We start from the raw sequence: 16,000 nt of genomic DNA on the forward strand, positions 1-16,000 counted from the left end.
CAGCGGAGAACTGACCTGGGCTTCAGCGGAGCCGCCTTCGGGATTCGAACCCGAGACCTACGCATTACGAGTGCGTTGCTCTGGCCAACTGAGCTAAGGCGGCAAGCTGCGCATATGCGCGTCCTGACGAAGACACGTTCGCATCAGCAGCGGCGCCAAGTCTACAGGGTTGTTTCGGGTGCCCCGAACCACCCCCGAACACCCTCGAACCACGTCCCGTCGGTTCAGCTGCAACGCTTGTTCTTCGGCGGAACCGTGCCTTCCAGCAGGTAGGTGTTGATCGCCGTGTCGATGCAGTCGCTGCCGCGCCCGTACGCCGTGTGGCCGTCACCCTCGTACGTCAGAAGGCTCCCCGAGGACAGCTGCGCGGCCAGCCCCTGCGCCCACTTGTAGGGGGTGGCCGGGTCCCGGGTGGTGCCGACGACCACGATCGGGGCCGCGCCCTTCGCCTCGATGCGGTGCGGCGCGCCGGTCGCGGGGGTGGGCCAGTACGCGCAGTTCAGCGAGGCCCAGGCAAAACCCCTGCCGAAGACCGGCGAGGCCTTCTCGAACTCCGGGAGCGCCGACTCCACGGCCCCGGGGGTGGTGAAGGCGGGCGGCGAATCGAGGCAGTTCACGGCCGCGTTGGCGTACATCAGGTTCGCGTACGTGCCGTCGCTCTCGCGCTCGTAGTAGCTGTCGGCCAGCGAGAGCAGCGCGGCTCCGTCCCCGGCCATGGCGGTCGTGAGGGCCTCGCGGAGCTGGGGCCAGGCGGCCTCGTCGTACATCGCGGCGATCACGCCCGTCGTGGCCAGCGACTCACCGAGCTTGCGGCTCTCACCGGTCGCGGCGGGCTTGGCGTCGAGCGCGGTGAAGAAGGCCTTGAGCCGGAGCGAGGCGTCCGCGGCGGAGGTGTCGCCGAGCGGGCAGTCCTTCTGCTTGACACAGTCCGCGGCGAAGGACTGGAACGCGGTCTCGAAGCCCGAGGTCTGGTCCCGGTTCATCTCACGGGACGGCAGTGAGGGGTCCATAGCCCCGTCCAGGACGAGACGGCCGACGCGGTCGGGGAACAGCTCGGCGTACGTCGCGCCGAGGAAGGTGCCGTACGAAGCCCCGACGTACGACAGCTTCTCGTCCCCCAGCACGGCGCGCAGGATGTCCATGTCGCGGGCCGCCTCGACGGTGGAGACATGGGGCAGGACCTCGCCGGAACGCTGCTTGCAGCCCGCCGCGAAATCCTTCAGCGAGGTCGAGAGCCGGGCCGTCTCGGCGGCGTCGTCGGGGGTCTGGTCGACCTGGGTGTACGCGTCCATCTCCTTGCCGCTGAGGCATTCGACGGGCTCGCTGCGGGCGACACCGCGCGGGTCGATCGCGACCATGTCGTACCGGGCGCGGACGGGGGCGGGGTAGCCGATACCCGCGTACCCCTGCAGATAGTCGACCGCCGAGCCGCCTGGGCCACCCGGGTTGACCTGCAGCGTGCCGAGGCGCTTACCGGGGCCGGTGGCCTTCTTGCGGGCCACGGCCAGCTTGATGGAGTCGCCGCCGGGCGCGGCGTAGTCCAGCGGAGCCTTCATCGTGGCGCAGTCGAAGCCCTCGACACCGCACGGCCGCCACTTCAACTGCTGCTCGTAGTACGGCTTGAGAGCGGCGGCCGGGGCGGCCCGGCCCGGTGCGGCGGAAGCGGAGGCGCCTGACGACGAACTCCCGCCCGTACAGCCGGAGATCAGCAGACCGGCAGTGGCCAGCGCGAGGGCGGAAGTGCGAAGCAGGCGCCTGGTGTCCATCCTCGGAGCGTAGTCGCAGGGTGCGGGCCATGCCTGCCGGTGGCCCGTACGGGTGAGCCGGTCAACACCGCTGCGGTCGCTCAGCCCGCGCGCAGAGCCACCGCCATCGCCTCGACCGCCAGCAGGGGCGCGACATTGCTGTCCAGCGCCTGACGACAGGCGACCACCGCCTCTATCCGGCGCAGGGTGCCCTCGGGGGTCGAAGCGCGGGCGATCCGGTCGAGGGAGTCCCGTACGTCGAGATTGGCGAGCGCGACCTCGGAGCCCATCTGGAGGGCGAGCACATCGCGGTAGAAGCCCGTCAGATCGGTCAGCGCGAGATCCAGGCTGTCGCGCTGCGAACGTGTCTTGCGGCGCTTCTGCCTGTCCTCAAGCTCCTTCATCGCCCCCGCGGTCCCCCGCGGCATCCGCCCCCCGGCCGATGCGCCGAGGGCCGTCTTCAGATCCTCGGTCTCCTTGACGTCGATCTCCTCGGCCACCTGATTGGCGTCCTCGGCGGCGGCGTCGATCAGCTCCTGGGCGGCCTTGAGGCAGCCGCCGATGTCCTCGACGCGCAGCGGCATCTTCAGCACGGTCGCCCGGCGGGCCCGGGCCCGCTCGTCCGTCGCCAGGCGGCGGGCCCGACCGATGTGCCCCTGGGTGGCGCGGGCCGCGGACATGGCGACATCGGGCTCGATCCCGTCACGCCGGATCAGTACGTCGGCCACGGCCTCGACGGGTGGCGTACGAAGCGTGAGATGGCGGCAGCGGGAACGGATAGTCGGCAGCACATCCTCGATCGACGGCGCGCAGAGCAGCCACACGGTGCGGGGGGCGGGCTCCTCGACGGCCTTCAGCAGGACATTGCCCGCGCCCTCCGTGAGCCGGTCGGCGTCCTCCAGGATGATCACCTGCCAGCGCCCGCCGGCCGGGGAGAGCTGCGCGCGGCGGACGAGCTCGCGGGTGTCCTTGACGCCGATGGACAGCAGGTCCGTACGAATCACCTCGACGTCGGCGTGCGTACCGACAAGGGTGGTGTGGCAGCCGTCGCAGAACCCACAGCCGGGCTCCCCGCCGAGGGCACGGTCGGGACTCGTGCACTGCAGCGCCGCGGCGAACGCCCGAGCGGCGGTGGACCGCCCGGAACCGGGCGGACCGGTGAACAGCCAGGCGTGCGTCATCTTGGACGCGTCCGGCGGCCGCTCACGGAGGGCTTCGGCGGTGACGCGGGTGTCGGCGTCCCTGGCGGCGGCGGAGAGCTGCGCGTGGACGCGCTCCTGGCCGACGACGTCGTCCCATACGGCCATGGGCCGTCACCCGCCTTTCTTGCGTGGGGTCTCCATTGTGGGGGAGGCGTCTGACAGCAGAGTGCGGGCCGGGGGTGTCTCCCCCGAAACTGGGGGCCCAGCCCCCAGGCCCCATGGGGAAGGGGGCTGCGCCCCCACACCCCCGATGCGCCGGCTTCGCGGCGCGGGGGCCCACAAAGCGTCAGACCAGAGAGACGCGCCGTAAATCATGCAGTCCCGACGCAACCCCGGAGCGGACCCCAGACGGTCACCCTGCGGCGCCGGGCAACTCAAGGCGCGGACCCCAAAGGGCAACCGACACCGCACCGGGCACCCCTCAGCTCCTCCTGCGGCTGCCGTCGTTCTCGTCGTCCTCGTGCGGGCCCAGCAGTTCGTCCGCCAGCGACGGGAGGTCGTCGAGCGGCGTTTCTTCCGCCCAGTCCGAGCGGCGGCGCGGGCGGCCCGAACTCAGGTCGACCTGAGGGAGCTCACGCGTGCGCTCGTCCGGGGCCGCGCCCTCGTCCCGTACCGGAGGGAGCACCGCCGTCTCGTCCGCGTCCCGCACCGGAGGAAGGACCGCCGTCTCGTCCGCGTCCGCCGGGACCTTCGGGAGTACCGCCGTCTCATCGGCCACCGGCCCCGGCGTCGGGACCTCCCGCGTCACCGCGTCCGGCTGCGCGACCACCGGAGTAGGCACCGTCACCTCCGAAGGCGAGGGCGAAGCCGCTGCTGCCTCCGCCTCGGCCAGCCGCCGCGCCTCCTCGGCCCTGAGCAGCGCCTCCTCCGCCTTGCGCTGCTTCTCGAGACGCCGTTCCTCCGCCTCCGCCCGCAGCCGGGCCTCCTCCTCCGCCTGCCGGCGCCGCCGTTCCTCTTCCTCCCGGCGCGCCTTCTCCTCGGCCAGCCGCCGTGCCCGCTCCTCGTCGGCGAGCCGCCGTGCTTCCTCGGCCCGCCGCCGGGCCTCCTCCGCCTGCCGTTCGGCCTCGCGCTGCCGCGCCTCCTCCAGCTCGCGGCGCTTGCGCTCCTCCTCCTCGGCGCGGAGTTTCGCGAGCTGTTCCTGCCGCTCGCGTTCGATCCGCTCTTCCTCCGCCTTGCGCGCGGCCTCTTCCTCGGCCCTGCGCCTGGCTTCTTCCTCGGCCGCCTTGCGCGCCTCCGCCTGCGCCTTCACCTCGGCCTCGGACAGCGGCAGCATCTGGTCGAGCCGGTGCCGTACGACCGTGGTGACCGACCCGGGCTCCTGCCCCGCGTCCACCACCAGATACCGGCCCGGGTCCGCCGCCGCGAGTGTCAGGAATCCGGCCCGCACCCGCTGGTGGAACTCCGCCGGCTCCGACTCCAGCCGGTCCGGCGCCTCGGTGAAGCGCTCCCTCGCCGCCTCCGGGGAGACGTCGAGCAGCACCGTCAGATGCGGTACGAGTCCGTCCGTGGCCCACCGGTTGATACGGGCGATCTCGGTCGGGGACAGATCGCGGCCCGCTCCCTGGTAGGCGACCGACGAGTCGATGTAGCGGTCGGAGATGACGATCGCTCCGCGCTCCAGTGCGGGCCGTACGACGGAATCGACGTGCTCGGCGCGGTCGGCGGCGTACAGCAGCGCCTCAGCGCGGTTCGAGAGCCCCGCCGAGGACACGTCGAGCAGGATCGACCGCAGCCGCTTCCCGATCGGCGTGGCGCCCGGCTCACGCGTCACGACAACCTCGTGGCCCTTCGCCCGGATCCACTCCGCGAGCGCCTCGACCTGCGTGGACTTCCCGGCCCCGTCGCCGCCCTCCATGGCGATGAAGAACCCCGTCGGGGACGGCGCCTGCGCCGGGTCGGCCCCGCCGCGCAGCGCGTCGCCGAGGTCCCGGCGCAGCGGGACACCGGACCTGTCGTCCGTCTTGGCGAGCACCACGGCCGCGACAGGCAGCAGCAGCGCGCCGACCAGCATCAGCGTGAACGCCGCGCCGCCGTGCGCGAAGACGAAGTCCCCGCTCGCGAGCCGGTGCGGCCCGATCGCCGCGGCGAGCAGCGGAGCTACCAGCGCGCCGAGGGCGATGGCGACCCGTACGACCGCCTGGAGGTGCTCGGTGATCCGGGGCCGCCGGAAGTCCTCGGCCTCCTGGTCGATCAGCGCGTGCCCGGTGCTCGCCGCGACACCTGCCGCGAGTCCCGCGAGCAGCGCGATGAACAGCACGCTCGCCGTGTCGGGCACCAGGCCCATCGCGAGCAGCGCGATGCCGGTGACGGCGAGCGCGATGGCGAGCAGCCGGCGGCGCGAGAGCGTGGGCAGTACGGCGGCGGCGCCGCGGATGCCGACACCGGTGCCGCCTGTCAGCGCGAGCACGAGCAGCGCGAAGGCGGCGGGCCCGCCGCCCAGGTCGAAGGCGTGCAGTACGGAGACGGCCACGGCGGATGCGATCGCGCCGGCGACCGACCCGCAGGCGAGGACGAACAGCGGTATGGCGCCCGTACGCCCCCTGTCCAGACCGTTGCCGGTGGACGGACGGCGCAGCCCTTCGAGCGGCGAACGCGGCCGCGCGGTCTGCGAGCCGGGCAGCTCGACGAAGTACAGCGTCGAGATGGACGCGGCGAAGAGACCGGCCGCGACATACGAACCGAGTGCCGCCTGGTGCAGCGAGAACCAGTCGATGCCCGAGCCGAGCAGATTTCCGATCAGCGTGGCCACGAGCAGGACCGCGGCACCGGCGGGGATGACGGCGAAGCCCGTACGCAGCCACAGCCTGCGCAGCGCGTCGAGGTGGTCCGGCAGCGGGCGCACGGCCGCGCCCTCCAGCGGCGGGGCGGGGAGCAGCGCGGGAGCGGCACCGTCGCGGGCGACCGTCCAGAAGCGTTCGGCGACGCCCGCGACAAAGACGGTGATCAACAGGATCGCCGGGGCGTTGTCCGGGGTCCAGTCGATCCACAGCGGCGCGACGACGAAGAGCGCGAGCCGCAGCCCATCCGCCCCGATCATGGTCCAGCGCCGGTCGAGCGGCCCCTTGGGCGAGGTGAGAGTGGTCAGCGGGCCGAGCAGTACGGCGCCGAAGAGCAGCGTGGCCAGCACCCGCGCACCGAACACGGCGGCGACGGCGAAGGCCGCTCCGCGATAGCCCTCCCCGAAGGTGCCCGCCAGGACCGAGGCCTGCAGCGTCAGCAGGAGGAGGACAAGGACGGCAACGGAGTCACCGATCCCGCCCACGACCTGGGCGTTCCACAACCGCCTCAGCGGGGGAAAGCGCAACAGGGCGCGGACCGCGCGTTCACGGGAATCCGCGCCAAGTGCGTCGGTTGCGTCGGAGTCTGAGGCAGTCTCTGAGGCGGTGCTCACGACCGCCTGCTGCTCGGCTGGCTGCTCGGCTCGCGTCATCCGCCCAGCCTATCCGGAGCGCACCGCTCCCCGGAGGCCTGTCCGAACATACGGGCGCTTTGTACGGAGGGTGCGATACCTCCCCGCGCAAAGCGCCCGAACAAAGCACCCGAACACAGCCGGGCAAACCGCTACTCGTCCGCCGACGCCTTCGTCGAGGCCTTGGCCGACGCGGTCGTCTTCTTCGCCGCGGCGGCCGATGTCGTCTTCTTTGCGGCGGTCTTCTTGGCCACCGCCTTCTTGGCGACGGTCTTCTTCGCCGCGGCCTTCTTCGCGGGTGCCTTCTTGGCCGGAGCCTTCTTCGCCGTCTTCTTGGCAGGCCCCTTGGCCCGCTTCTCGGCGAGCAGTTCGTAGCCGCGCTCCGGCGTGATGTCCTCGACGCTGTCGTCCGTGCGCAGCGTCGCGTTCGTCTCGCCGTCGGTGACGTACGGACCGAAGCGCCCGTCCTTGACCACGACCGGCCGCTCGCTGACCGGGTCCGTGCCCAGCTCCTTCAGCGGCGGCTTGGCCGCGGCCCGTCCGCGCTGCTTGGGCTGTGCGTAGATCGCCAGCGCCTCGTCCAGCGTGATGTTGAAGAGCTGGTCCTCGGTCTCCAGGGAGCGCGAGTCCGTGCCCTTCTTCAGATACGGGCCGTACCGGCCGTTCTGCGCGGTGATCTCGACGCCGTCCGCGTCCTTGCCCACCACACGCGGCAGGGACATCAGCTTGAGGGCGTCGTCGAGCGTGACGGTGTCCAGGGACATCGACTTGAAGAGCGAGGCTGTGCGCGGCTTGACCGCGTTCTTGCCGGTCTTCGGGGTGCCCTCGGGAAGGATCTCCGTGACGTACGGGCCGTAGCGCCCGTCCTTGGCGACGATCTGGTTGCCGGTCACCGGGTCGGCGCCCAGCTCGAAGTCGCCGCTCGGCTTGGCCAGCAGCTCTTCCGCGTACTCCACGGTGAGCTCGTCCGGAGCGAGGTCGTCGGGAACGTCGGCGCGCTGGTGGCCCTCCGCGTCCTTCTCGCCGCGCTCGATGTACGGGCCGTACCGGCCGACGCGCAGCATGATGCCTTCGCCGACCGGGAAGCTGGAGATCTCACGGGCGTCGATCGCGCCGAGGTCCGTCACCAGCTCCTTCAGGCCACCGAGGTGGTCCCAGTCGCCGTTGCCCGCGCCGGAGGCGGCGCCCCTGTCGTCGCCCTCGCCGAAGTAGAAACGCTTCAGCCACGGCACGGCCTGCGCCTCTCCCCGCGCGATGCGGTCGAGGTCGTCCTCCATCCTCGCGGTGAAGTCGTAGTCGACGAGCCGGCCGAAGTGCTTCTCCAGCAGATTGACCACGGCGAAGCTCAGGAAGGAGGGCACGAGCGCCGTCCCCTTCTTGAACACATAGCCGCGGTCCAGAATCGTGCCGATGATCGACGCGTACGTCGAGGGGCGGCCGATCTCGCGCTCTTCCAGCTCCTTGACCAGCGAGGCCTCGGTGTAGCGGGCCGGCGGCTTGGTCGCGTGGCCGTCCACCGAGATCTCCTCGGCGGACAGGGCGTCGCCCTCGGATACCTGCGGGAGGCGCCGCTCACGGTCGTCGAGCTCGGCGTTCGGGTCGTCGGCGCCTTCCACGTAGGCCTTCATGAAGCCGTGGAAGGTGATCGTCTTGCCGGACGCGGTGAACTCGGCGTCCCGGCCGTCGGAAGCACGGCCGCCGATCCGGACAGTGACGCTGTTACCGACCGCGTCCTTCATCTGGGAGGCGACGGTCCGCTTCCAGATCAGCTCGTAGAGCCGGAACTGGTCGCCACTCAGACCCGTCTCGGCCGGAGTGCGGAAACGATCACCCGAAGGGCGAATCGCCTCGTGCGCCTCCTGCGCGTTCTTGACCTTCCCGGCGTACACACGCGGCTTGTCCGGCAGATAGTTGGCGCCGTACAGCTGCGTGACCTGCGCCCGGGCCGCCGAGATGGCGGTGTCGGACAGCGTGGTGGAGTCCGTACGCATATAGGTGATGAAGCCGTTCTCGTACAGCTTCTGCGCGACCTGCATGGTGGCCTTGGCCCCGAAGCCCAGCTTGCGGGAGGCCTCCTGCTGCAGCGTCGTCGTACGGAAGGGTGCGTACGGAGAGCGGCGGTACGGCTTCGACTCGACGGCCCGGACCGCGAACGACGCATCGGCCAGCGCGGCGGCGAGCGCCCGGGCGTTCGCCTCGTCGAGGTGGAGCACCTGGGCGGACTTCAGCTGCCCGTCCGAGCCGAAGTCGCGGCCCTGGGCCACACGCTGCCCGTCGACGGTGTTCAGCCGGGCCGTCAAGACAGAGGGGTCGGAGGCGTCCCCGGCGCGGCCGGTGGAGAAGGTGCCGGTCAGGTCCCAGTACTCGGCGGAGCGGAAGGCGATGCGCTCGCGCTCACGCTCGACGACGAGACGGGTGGCGACGGACTGCACACGGCCGGCGGACAGCCGCGGCATGACCTTCTTCCACAGGACCGGCGAGACCTCGTAGCCGTAGAGACGGTCGAGGATACGGCGGGTTTCCTGGGCGTCGACCATGCGCTTGTTGAGCTCGCGCGGGTTCTCGACGGCCTCGCGGATCGCGTCCTTGGTGATCTCGTGGAAGACCATCCGGTGGACGGGGACCTTGGGCTTGAGGACCTCGAGCAGGTGCCAGGCGATCGCCTCGCCCTCGCGGTCCTCATCGGTGGCGAGGAAGAGTTCGTCGGACTGGGCGAGCTGCTCCTTGAGCTTCCTGACCTGGGCCTTCTTGTCGGCGTTGACGACATAGATCGGCTGGAAGTCATTGTCGACGTCGACACCGAGGCGGCGCACCTCGCCGGTGTACTTCTCCGGCACCTCGGCGGCGCCGTTGGGGAGGTCGCGGATGTGCCCGACGCTCGCCTCGACGACATAGCCGGGGCCGAGGTAGCCCTTGATCGTCTTCGCCTTGGCAGGCGACTCGACGATCACGAGTCGGCGGCCGCCCTGTGCGGTCTCGCTGGTCGGGGACAACTTCGCTCTTCTCTCCGGTCGACGCTCTGTGGGCGCTCACGGCTGCACGGCACTGGGTGCGGCACGGCTGTGACGCTGCTGTCGCTGCGGAGTGTGACGGTACAACCCGCCCCCGTGTCAAACGGCAAAAGCCCGCAACGGCCACTCGAACGGTAACCCGAGTCCGGCCATTCCTGCCGCCCCGGAGCGGCACGACGGCGCTTCGGCGCCCAGATGCCCCCAGATCAGACGCGGCCGAAGCACCAGAGACCGAGGGCGAGGAACCCCGCGCCGAAGAGGGCGGCGAGCGCGACGGCCGTGGCGGGACTCACTCCGTGTGCGACCGGCGCGCGGTGGCGCACACGCGCTCCCGTCCACATCAGCAGCCCGGCCCCGAACAGCGTGAACGCCGTCCCCGCGAAGATCGCCGGCCCGCTCTCCATGCCCGTACCCGGTCCTTCCCTGAAGCCGAGGTCTCCCGGAGGCCGAGGCTGGCACCTCCGGGCGACACGGGTGCGAATTCCGAGTGAACGCCGCGTCGGTTCACCCACCCGGAGGCCGACCCTCCTCTTCTTCTGTTTGATGTTGGCCGATTTCACCTCATGGACGGACCGGTTCCAGAAAACCTTCCTCGACCAGCAGCCGCAGCGCCTGCGGGGTGCGATCACGCAGCACCACCGCATCCTCGTCGAGCAGCTGGGCGATCGCGTCCAGAATCCGTCCGGCACTGAGCGTCCCGTCGCACACCCCGGCGAAGCCCGCGCCGACCGTGTCGACCTTGGTGGCGCGCCGCATGCCGCGGTTCTGACGCAGCACCACATGCTCCGGGTCCTCCGCGCCCGGCAGCCCGACCTGCTCCTGCACGACCTCCGGGGCCAGCGTGAAGTGACCGGCGAGCAGCGCCGCGTCGTCGTGCGTACGCAGATAGTCCTGCCGCTCGAAGTGCGTCTGCACGGCGGCGCCGAGCGGCTGCTCGACAGCGTGCGGCCACTCCTCGGCGACGATCGAAGGGCGCTCGGAACCGGACCTCCTGAGCGTGATCCAGCCGAAGCCGACGGCCTTGGTCTTACGGGCCTCGAACTCGTCCAGCCACGCGTCGTACCGCGCGGCGTACTGAGTGGGGTCACTGCGATGGTCGCCGCTGTCCCGCAGCCACAGTTCGGCGTACTGCGTCACGTCCTGCACCTCGCGCTGGACGATCCAGGCGTCACAGCCGCGCGGCACCCAGGAGCGCAGCCGCTCCTGCCACTCCTCCCCCTCCACGTGCTGCCAGTTGGCAAGGAACTGGGCGTATCCCCCGTCGTTCAGCCTGTCCCCCGCCTGCTGAACGAGCGAACGGCACAGATCGTCCCCGCCCATCCCGCCGTCCCGGTAGGTCAGCCGGGCGCCGGGGGAGATGACGAACGGAGGGTTGGACACGATCAGGTCGAACGTGTCCTTGTGGACCGGCTCGTAGAGCGAGCCCTCGCGCAGATCGGCCTCTGGGGCTGCGGAGAGGGCCAACGTGAGCCGCGCGAAGTGCAGGGCGCGCGGGTTCAGATCGGTGGCCGTCACGCGGATCGCGTGCTGCGTGGCGTGCAGCGCCTGAATGCCGGAGCCGGTTCCCAGGTCGAGCGCGGAGGACACCGGCGTACGAACGGTGATCCCGGCGAGCGTGGTCGACGCCCCGCCGACACCGAGAACGACTCCCTCGCCCTGGCCACTCGCACCACCCGCGCCGCCGACCGCGCAGCCCAGGTCGGAGACGATGAACCAGTCCTGGCCCTCGGGACCGCCGTACGGCCTCACATCGACCGTGGCGCGTACGTCCTCGCCGTCCCGCACCACCCAGCCGTCGGCAAGGCACTCGTCGAGCGGCAGGGCTGCCCGCGCCCGCCCGGAGGCGACGGAGCGCTGGAGCAGAAACAGCCGTACGAGGGTGTCGAGGACGCCGTCCCCGCGGGTGGCGCGCAGGGCCGGCACCGTCTCACTGCGGGCGAGCGCGGCATAGGCGGGAGCGCCCAGCAGGTCGAGCAGTCCGTCAGCGGTGAAGTCGGCGGCGAGGAGGGCTTCACGCAGCCGGGGCGAGCGGTCGGGCGAAGGAAGGCCTGGGGCAGGGCTGGTCGTACTCACCCGCCCATTGTGGCGGCCGACACTGACAAACGCCGCACGGCCGGGCCCCCTTCTTGCCCGCCGCCTCCTACAGCTCGCTCGACTGCTCGCTCGACTTTCCTGCCGAGACCGTCACCGACGGCTTCGGCGCGGCCTTCGCCGATGCCTTCGACGAAGCCGGTCCGGACGGGGACGCCGGGGCGGAGGGAGAGTCCGAGCCGGAACCGCCCGCAGGGGGACTCGAGCCCTTCACCGTCTGGCAGCCGGGCTCCTTGGCCATCGCCTTGCCCAGGTCACCGGACTGCAGCTTCTTCACCGCGTCCTGCTTCATCTTCTCGATCTTGGCCAGACCGTCGGCGACGCCCTGCAGCCCGTCCGCGAACTTCTGCTGGTCCTTGGCGTCGAGCCCGTCGACCTGCTTCTTCAGAGCGAGGTAGGCCTTGGCCGTCGCCTGGAGTTCGGCGACCGCGTCCTGCTGGACCTTCGCTCCGCCGTCGATGGGCGGCGTTCCGCCTCCCTTGACCGCGGTGGCGAGTGAATTATTCACATCGGCGAGGTCCTGGAAGGCCTTCGAGTCGGCGGCCTGGATGTCGGCGGGCTTGCCGTCCGCCGCGGTCGAAATGATGGCCTGCTCGGCGTTGGCCCTCTTCTTGATCTGCGGCTGCGCCTGGTCGCAGAACGTCTTGGCCCAGTCGTTCACCTTGTTGTCGCCGTCGTCGTCGGTGCAGCCCGACAGCGCCAGTACCAGTACCGCGCCGCCGGACAGTGCGGCCGCAAGCTTCTTGTTCACCGGATTGGTCCCTTCCAAGGCTCTCGGCCCCGGAACATACACGCCGCGTGGGCGACAACCGCGTGCCGTATGTCCGTTCTGTTATCTATTGAAGCCATTTGCACCAAGAGAGACAAGGCTCACGGCGGCGCGCAAACGGGCGGGCGGCACGTCAATACGCGCCGCCCGCCCGCCTCTTGAGCAGGTGTTACGAAACCACCGCAGGATCAGGTGACTTCGCGCTCCGCTCCGCATGGTTGTCTTCGTCACCGACGGCGATGCCGCGCCGCTTGGAGATGTACACCGCGCCGGTGATGACGAGGATGGCGAGCACCGCCACCAGCGCCCTGATTCCGGCGCTGGAGTCGTCCCCGTAACTGAACTGGATCACCGCGGGCGCAATCAGCAGCGCCACCAGGTTCATCACCTTCAGCAGCGGGTTGATCGCCGGTCCCGCGGTGTCCTTGAACGGGTCGCCGACGGTGTCACCGATGACGGTGGCCGCGTGGGCGTCGCTGCCCTTGCCGCCATGGTGTCCGTCCTCGACGAGTTTCTTGGCGTTGTCCCACGCGCCACCGGAGTTGGCGAGGAAGACGGCCATCAGCGTGCCGGTGCCGATCGCGCCCGCCAGGAAGGAGCCGAGGGCCCCCACGCCGAGCGAGAAGCCGACGGCGATCGGGGTCAGTACGGCGAGAAGACCCGGTGTGGCCAGCTCGCGCAGCGCGTCCTTGGTGCAGATGTCGACGACGCGCCCGTACTCCGGCTGCTCGGTGTAGTCCATGATCCCGGGATGCTCGCGGAACTGCCGCCGTACCTCGTAGACGACCGCGCCCGCCGAACGGGACACCGCGCTGATCGCGAGACCCGAGAAGAGGAAGACGACCGCGGCGCCGAGGATCAGGCCCACCAGATTGTTGGGCTGCGAGATGTCCATCACGAGGTTCACCGGAGCGCCCTCGCCGACCGTCTCGCCGACGTCCCTGGCCGCGGTCGCGATGGCATCGCGATACGAACCGAAGAGCGCGGACGCGGCCAGGACGGCCGTGGCGATGGCGATTCCCTTGGTGATGGCCTTGGTGGTGTTGCCGACGGCGTCGAGGTCGGTGAGCACCTGGGCGCCCGCGCCCGTGACGTCGCCGGACATCTCGGCGATGCCCTGGGCGTTGTCGGAGACGGGTCCGAAGGTGTCCATGGCCACGATGACGCCGACCGTGGTGAGCAGACCGGTACCGGCCAGAGCCACCGCGAACAGGGCGAGCATGATCGACGTACCGCCGAGCAGGAACGCCCCGTACACACCGAGACCGATCAACAGCGCGGTGTAGACGGCGGATTCCAGACCGATGGAGATACCCGCCAGCACGACGGTCGCGGGTCCCGTCAGCGAGGACTTGCCGATGTCCCTGACGGGACGCCGGGTGGTCTCGGTGAAGTACCCGGTCAGCTGCTGGATCAGGGCCGCGAGCACGATGCCGATGGCCACGGCGACGAGGGCCAGAATCCGCGGGTCTCCGGGATGCGACTTGATCGCAGCCTCGGTGACCCCGTCCAACTCGGCGTACGTGGACGGCAGATAGATGAACACCGCCGCGGCCACCATGCCGAGCGAGATCAGCGCGGAGATGAAGAATCCGCGGTTGATGGCAGTCATCCCGCTGCGGTCGGCGCGCCGCGGGGCGACCGCGAAGATACCGATCATCGCGGTGACCACGCCGATCGCCGGGACGATCAGCGGAAAGGCGAGTCCGGCGTCGCCGAATGCCGCCTTGCCGAGGATGAGCGCCGCGACGAGCGTGACCGCGTACGACTCGAAGAGGTCGGCCGCCATACCGGCACAGTCACCGACGTTGTCGCCCACGTTGTCGGCGATGGTGGCGGCGTTGCGCGGGTCGTCCTCCGGGATGCCCTGCTCGACCTTGCCGACCAGGTCGGCGCCGACGTCGGCGGCCTTGGTGAAGATGCCGCCGCCGACACGCATGAACATGGCGATCAACGCGGCGCCGAGGCCGAAGCCCTCGAGCACCTTGGGCGCGTCGGCCGCGTAGACGAGAACGACGCAGGAGGCACCGAGCAGGCCGAGGCCCACCGTGAACATGCCGACCACGCCTCCCGTCCGGAAAGCGATCTTCATGGCCTTGTGCGAGACGGCCGTCAGATCCTTTTCCGGCTCGCCCTCCGCCGGTGTCGCTTCACGCGCGGCCGCTGCCACGCGCACATTTGCTCGTACGGCCAGGCGCATGCCGATGTATCCGGTGGCCGCCGAGAAGAGCGCACCCACCAGGAAAAACACCGAGCGTCCGCCACGCTGTGACCAGTCGTCGGCCGGAAGAAGCATCAGCAGGAAGAACACCACGACGGCGAAGACGCCGAGGGTGCGCAACTGCCGGGCCAGATAGGCATTCGCGCCCTCCTGCACGGCTGCCGCGATCTTCTTCATGGAATCGGTGCCCTCGCCGGCGGCCAGCACCTGGCGCGTCAGCACCTGGGCGACGATCAGTGCCGCCACCGCGACCGCGGCGATGACGATAACGATCAGCCGGTTGCTGTCGGTGAGTACCGCGGCTGCGAGAGAAGTGGGGTGGTCGGTCAGTTCTGGGTTGAAGAGCCCCGCCATTCGTCCTCCTTGACGCTCAGAGCTCAAGATGTGGACGGATTGTAGGTAGCGGAACCTGATCAAAACAGGGCGCGGCAATTGGAATTGACCTTCACATGCTCCTCAGCAAATGATCGGGTTCCGAAACACCCCCCGAAAGAGGTAATGGGACAAAGGCATTGACGCGCGATAAATGATCTAGAGAAATGGAAAGAGGCCCTGCTCAGCAGGGCCTCATCCAAAGAAAACGATCAAAGCGCCGACAGTTCGGCACCGTCGTCGATCATCCGCGATCAGGGCACGATGGTGACGGGCGTCGTCGGCCAACTCATCCGGATCACGCCCCCCTCATCGGTGGACGTGACCTCCACGTCGTCGACGAGACCGCTGATGACGGCGAGACCCATCTCGTCCTCGCCCTCGGAGTCCAGGTCCTCGTCCGTGGCGTCACGGGCTCCCGGGGCCCCGGAGGACCCCTCGGCGCCCGCGCTCGGGACCTCGTCCCCGACCTCGATGGAGAAAGCCTTCTCCTCCTCGGTCAGCACGACCCGGACAGGGGCTGTGATGCCATGGCTGCGGTGCAGCCCGACCGCACGGCTGCACGCCTCGCCGACCGCGAGACGGACCTCGTCCAGCACGGCCTCGTCGACCCCTGCCCGGCGAGCCACGGCAGCGGCCACCAGACGGGCGGTCCTGACATGCTCAGGCTGGGCGCTGAAGCGGAGTTCAACGGTGGCCATGCAATCCCCCTCGGACGTACGGGCGTGCATCTCAGGGGCCCGGGCTGGATGCCCGGTGCCCCTCACTTCTTCCGGAAGTCTGCGGCCGACCGTCAGTCGGTGGCCGCGACAGCTTCGTCGACCGTGGTGTGGATGGGGAACACCTTGGTCAGACCCGTGATCCGGAAGATCTTGAGAATGCGTTCCTGGTTGCAGACCAGGCGCAGCGAACCCTCATGCGCGCGAACGCGCTTCAGGCCACCCACGAGCACGCCGAGGCCGGTGGAGTCGAGGAAGTCCACGCCCTCCATGTCGACAACCAGGTGGTAGCTGCCGTCGTTCACCAACTCGACCAACTGCTCGCGCAGCTTGGGCGCGGTATACACATCAATCTCGCCACCGACCTCGACGACCGTACGGTCGCCACCAGGGCCGGACACATTGCGAGTCGACAGGGACAGGTCCACGGATCCTCCAGCACCTTGCTATCGAGCGGCCGC

The 16,000-nt window shown here is 70.0% G+C and carries 10 protein-coding genes and 1 tRNA gene; all 11 read right to left on the bottom strand.

Annotated features, from left to right (window positions below; all coding sequences use genetic code 11):
* Positions 1 to 29: 29 nt before the first annotated feature.
* A tRNA-Thr gene (locus OG905_RS18530) sits at positions 30 to 103 on the bottom strand.
* Positions 104 to 224: 121 nt separating this feature from the next.
* On the bottom strand, positions 225 to 1,766 hold the full coding sequence (locus tag OG905_RS18535) for an alpha/beta hydrolase (protein WP_328673057.1): 1,542 nt from the start codon (positions 1,764 to 1,766) through the stop codon (positions 225 to 227).
* An 80-nt stretch (positions 1,767 to 1,846) separates the two neighbouring features.
* Complete coding sequence (locus OG905_RS18540; RefSeq protein WP_328673059.1) at positions 1,847 to 3,052, bottom strand: DNA polymerase III subunit delta'; 1,206 nt, start codon at positions 3,050 to 3,052, stop codon at positions 1,847 to 1,849.
* A 316-nt stretch (positions 3,053 to 3,368) separates the two neighbouring features.
* Positions 3,369 to 6,377, bottom strand: coding sequence for a dTMP kinase (gene tmk / locus OG905_RS18545; RefSeq protein WP_328673062.1), 3,009 nt, complete (start codon positions 6,375 to 6,377; stop codon positions 3,369 to 3,371).
* A gap of 131 nt (positions 6,378 to 6,508) precedes the next feature.
* Positions 6,509 to 9,349 carry a type I DNA topoisomerase gene (topA, locus tag OG905_RS18550; RefSeq protein ID WP_328673063.1) on the bottom strand — a complete coding sequence of 947 codons (2,841 nt, stop codon included), beginning with the start codon at positions 9,347 to 9,349 and terminating at the stop codon, positions 6,509 to 6,511.
* Positions 9,350 to 9,573: 224 nt separating this feature from the next.
* The gene (locus OG905_RS18555; protein ID WP_328673065.1) at positions 9,574 to 9,771 is read right to left on the bottom strand and encodes a hypothetical protein; all 198 of its coding nucleotides are present in this window, start codon (positions 9,769 to 9,771) and stop codon (positions 9,574 to 9,576) included.
* 157 nt (positions 9,772 to 9,928) lie between these two features.
* Positions 9,929 to 11,440 carry a class I SAM-dependent methyltransferase gene (locus tag OG905_RS18560; protein ID WP_328673067.1) on the bottom strand — a complete coding sequence of 504 codons (1,512 nt, stop codon included), beginning with the start codon at positions 11,438 to 11,440 and terminating at the stop codon, positions 9,929 to 9,931.
* Between the two features lie 67 nt (positions 11,441 to 11,507).
* On the bottom strand, positions 11,508 to 12,209 hold the full coding sequence (locus OG905_RS18565) for a small secreted protein (RefSeq protein WP_328673068.1): 702 nt from the start codon (positions 12,207 to 12,209) through the stop codon (positions 11,508 to 11,510).
* A 187-nt stretch (positions 12,210 to 12,396) separates the two neighbouring features.
* Entirely contained in the window at positions 12,397 to 14,802 is a 2,406-nt protein-coding gene (locus OG905_RS18570; RefSeq protein WP_328673070.1) for a sodium-translocating pyrophosphatase, read from the bottom strand.
* A 272-nt stretch (positions 14,803 to 15,074) separates the two neighbouring features.
* Positions 15,075 to 15,521 carry an ATP-binding protein gene (locus tag OG905_RS18575; RefSeq protein WP_328673072.1) on the bottom strand — a complete coding sequence of 149 codons (447 nt, stop codon included), beginning with the start codon at positions 15,519 to 15,521 and terminating at the stop codon, positions 15,075 to 15,077.
* 92 nt (positions 15,522 to 15,613) lie between these two features.
* A complete protein-coding gene (locus OG905_RS18580) occupies positions 15,614 to 15,967 on the bottom strand; it encodes an STAS domain-containing protein (protein ID WP_003967428.1) in 354 nt (117 codons plus the stop codon).
* Between the last annotated feature and the right edge of the window lie 33 nt (positions 15,968 to 16,000).

The sequence above is a fragment of the Streptomyces sp. NBC_00322 genome (assembly GCF_036147535.1).
Taxonomy (GTDB): domain Bacteria; phylum Actinomycetota; class Actinomycetes; order Streptomycetales; family Streptomycetaceae; genus Streptomyces.

Bases quoted from the DNA above. Each gene is read 5' to 3' on its own strand.
- OG905_RS18535 (WP_328673057.1), bottom strand. From the start codon at position 1,766: ATGGACACCAGGCGCCTGCTTCGCACTTCCGCCCTCGCGCTGGCCACT.
- OG905_RS18540 (WP_328673059.1), bottom strand. From the start codon at position 3,052: ATGGCCGTATGGGACGACGTCGTCGGCCAGGAGCGCGTCCACGCGCAG.
- tmk (WP_328673062.1), bottom strand. From the start codon at position 6,377: ATGACGCGAGCCGAGCAGCCAGCCGAGCAGCAGGCGGTCGTGAGCACC.
- OG905_RS18555 (WP_328673065.1), bottom strand. From the start codon at position 9,771: ATGGAGAGCGGGCCGGCGATCTTCGCGGGGACGGCGTTCACGCTGTTC.
- OG905_RS18570 (WP_328673070.1), bottom strand. From the start codon at position 14,802: ATGGCGGGGCTCTTCAACCCAGAACTGACCGACCACCCCACTTCTCTC.
- OG905_RS18575 (WP_328673072.1), bottom strand. From the start codon at position 15,521: ATGGCCACCGTTGAACTCCGCTTCAGCGCCCAGCCTGAGCATGTCAGG.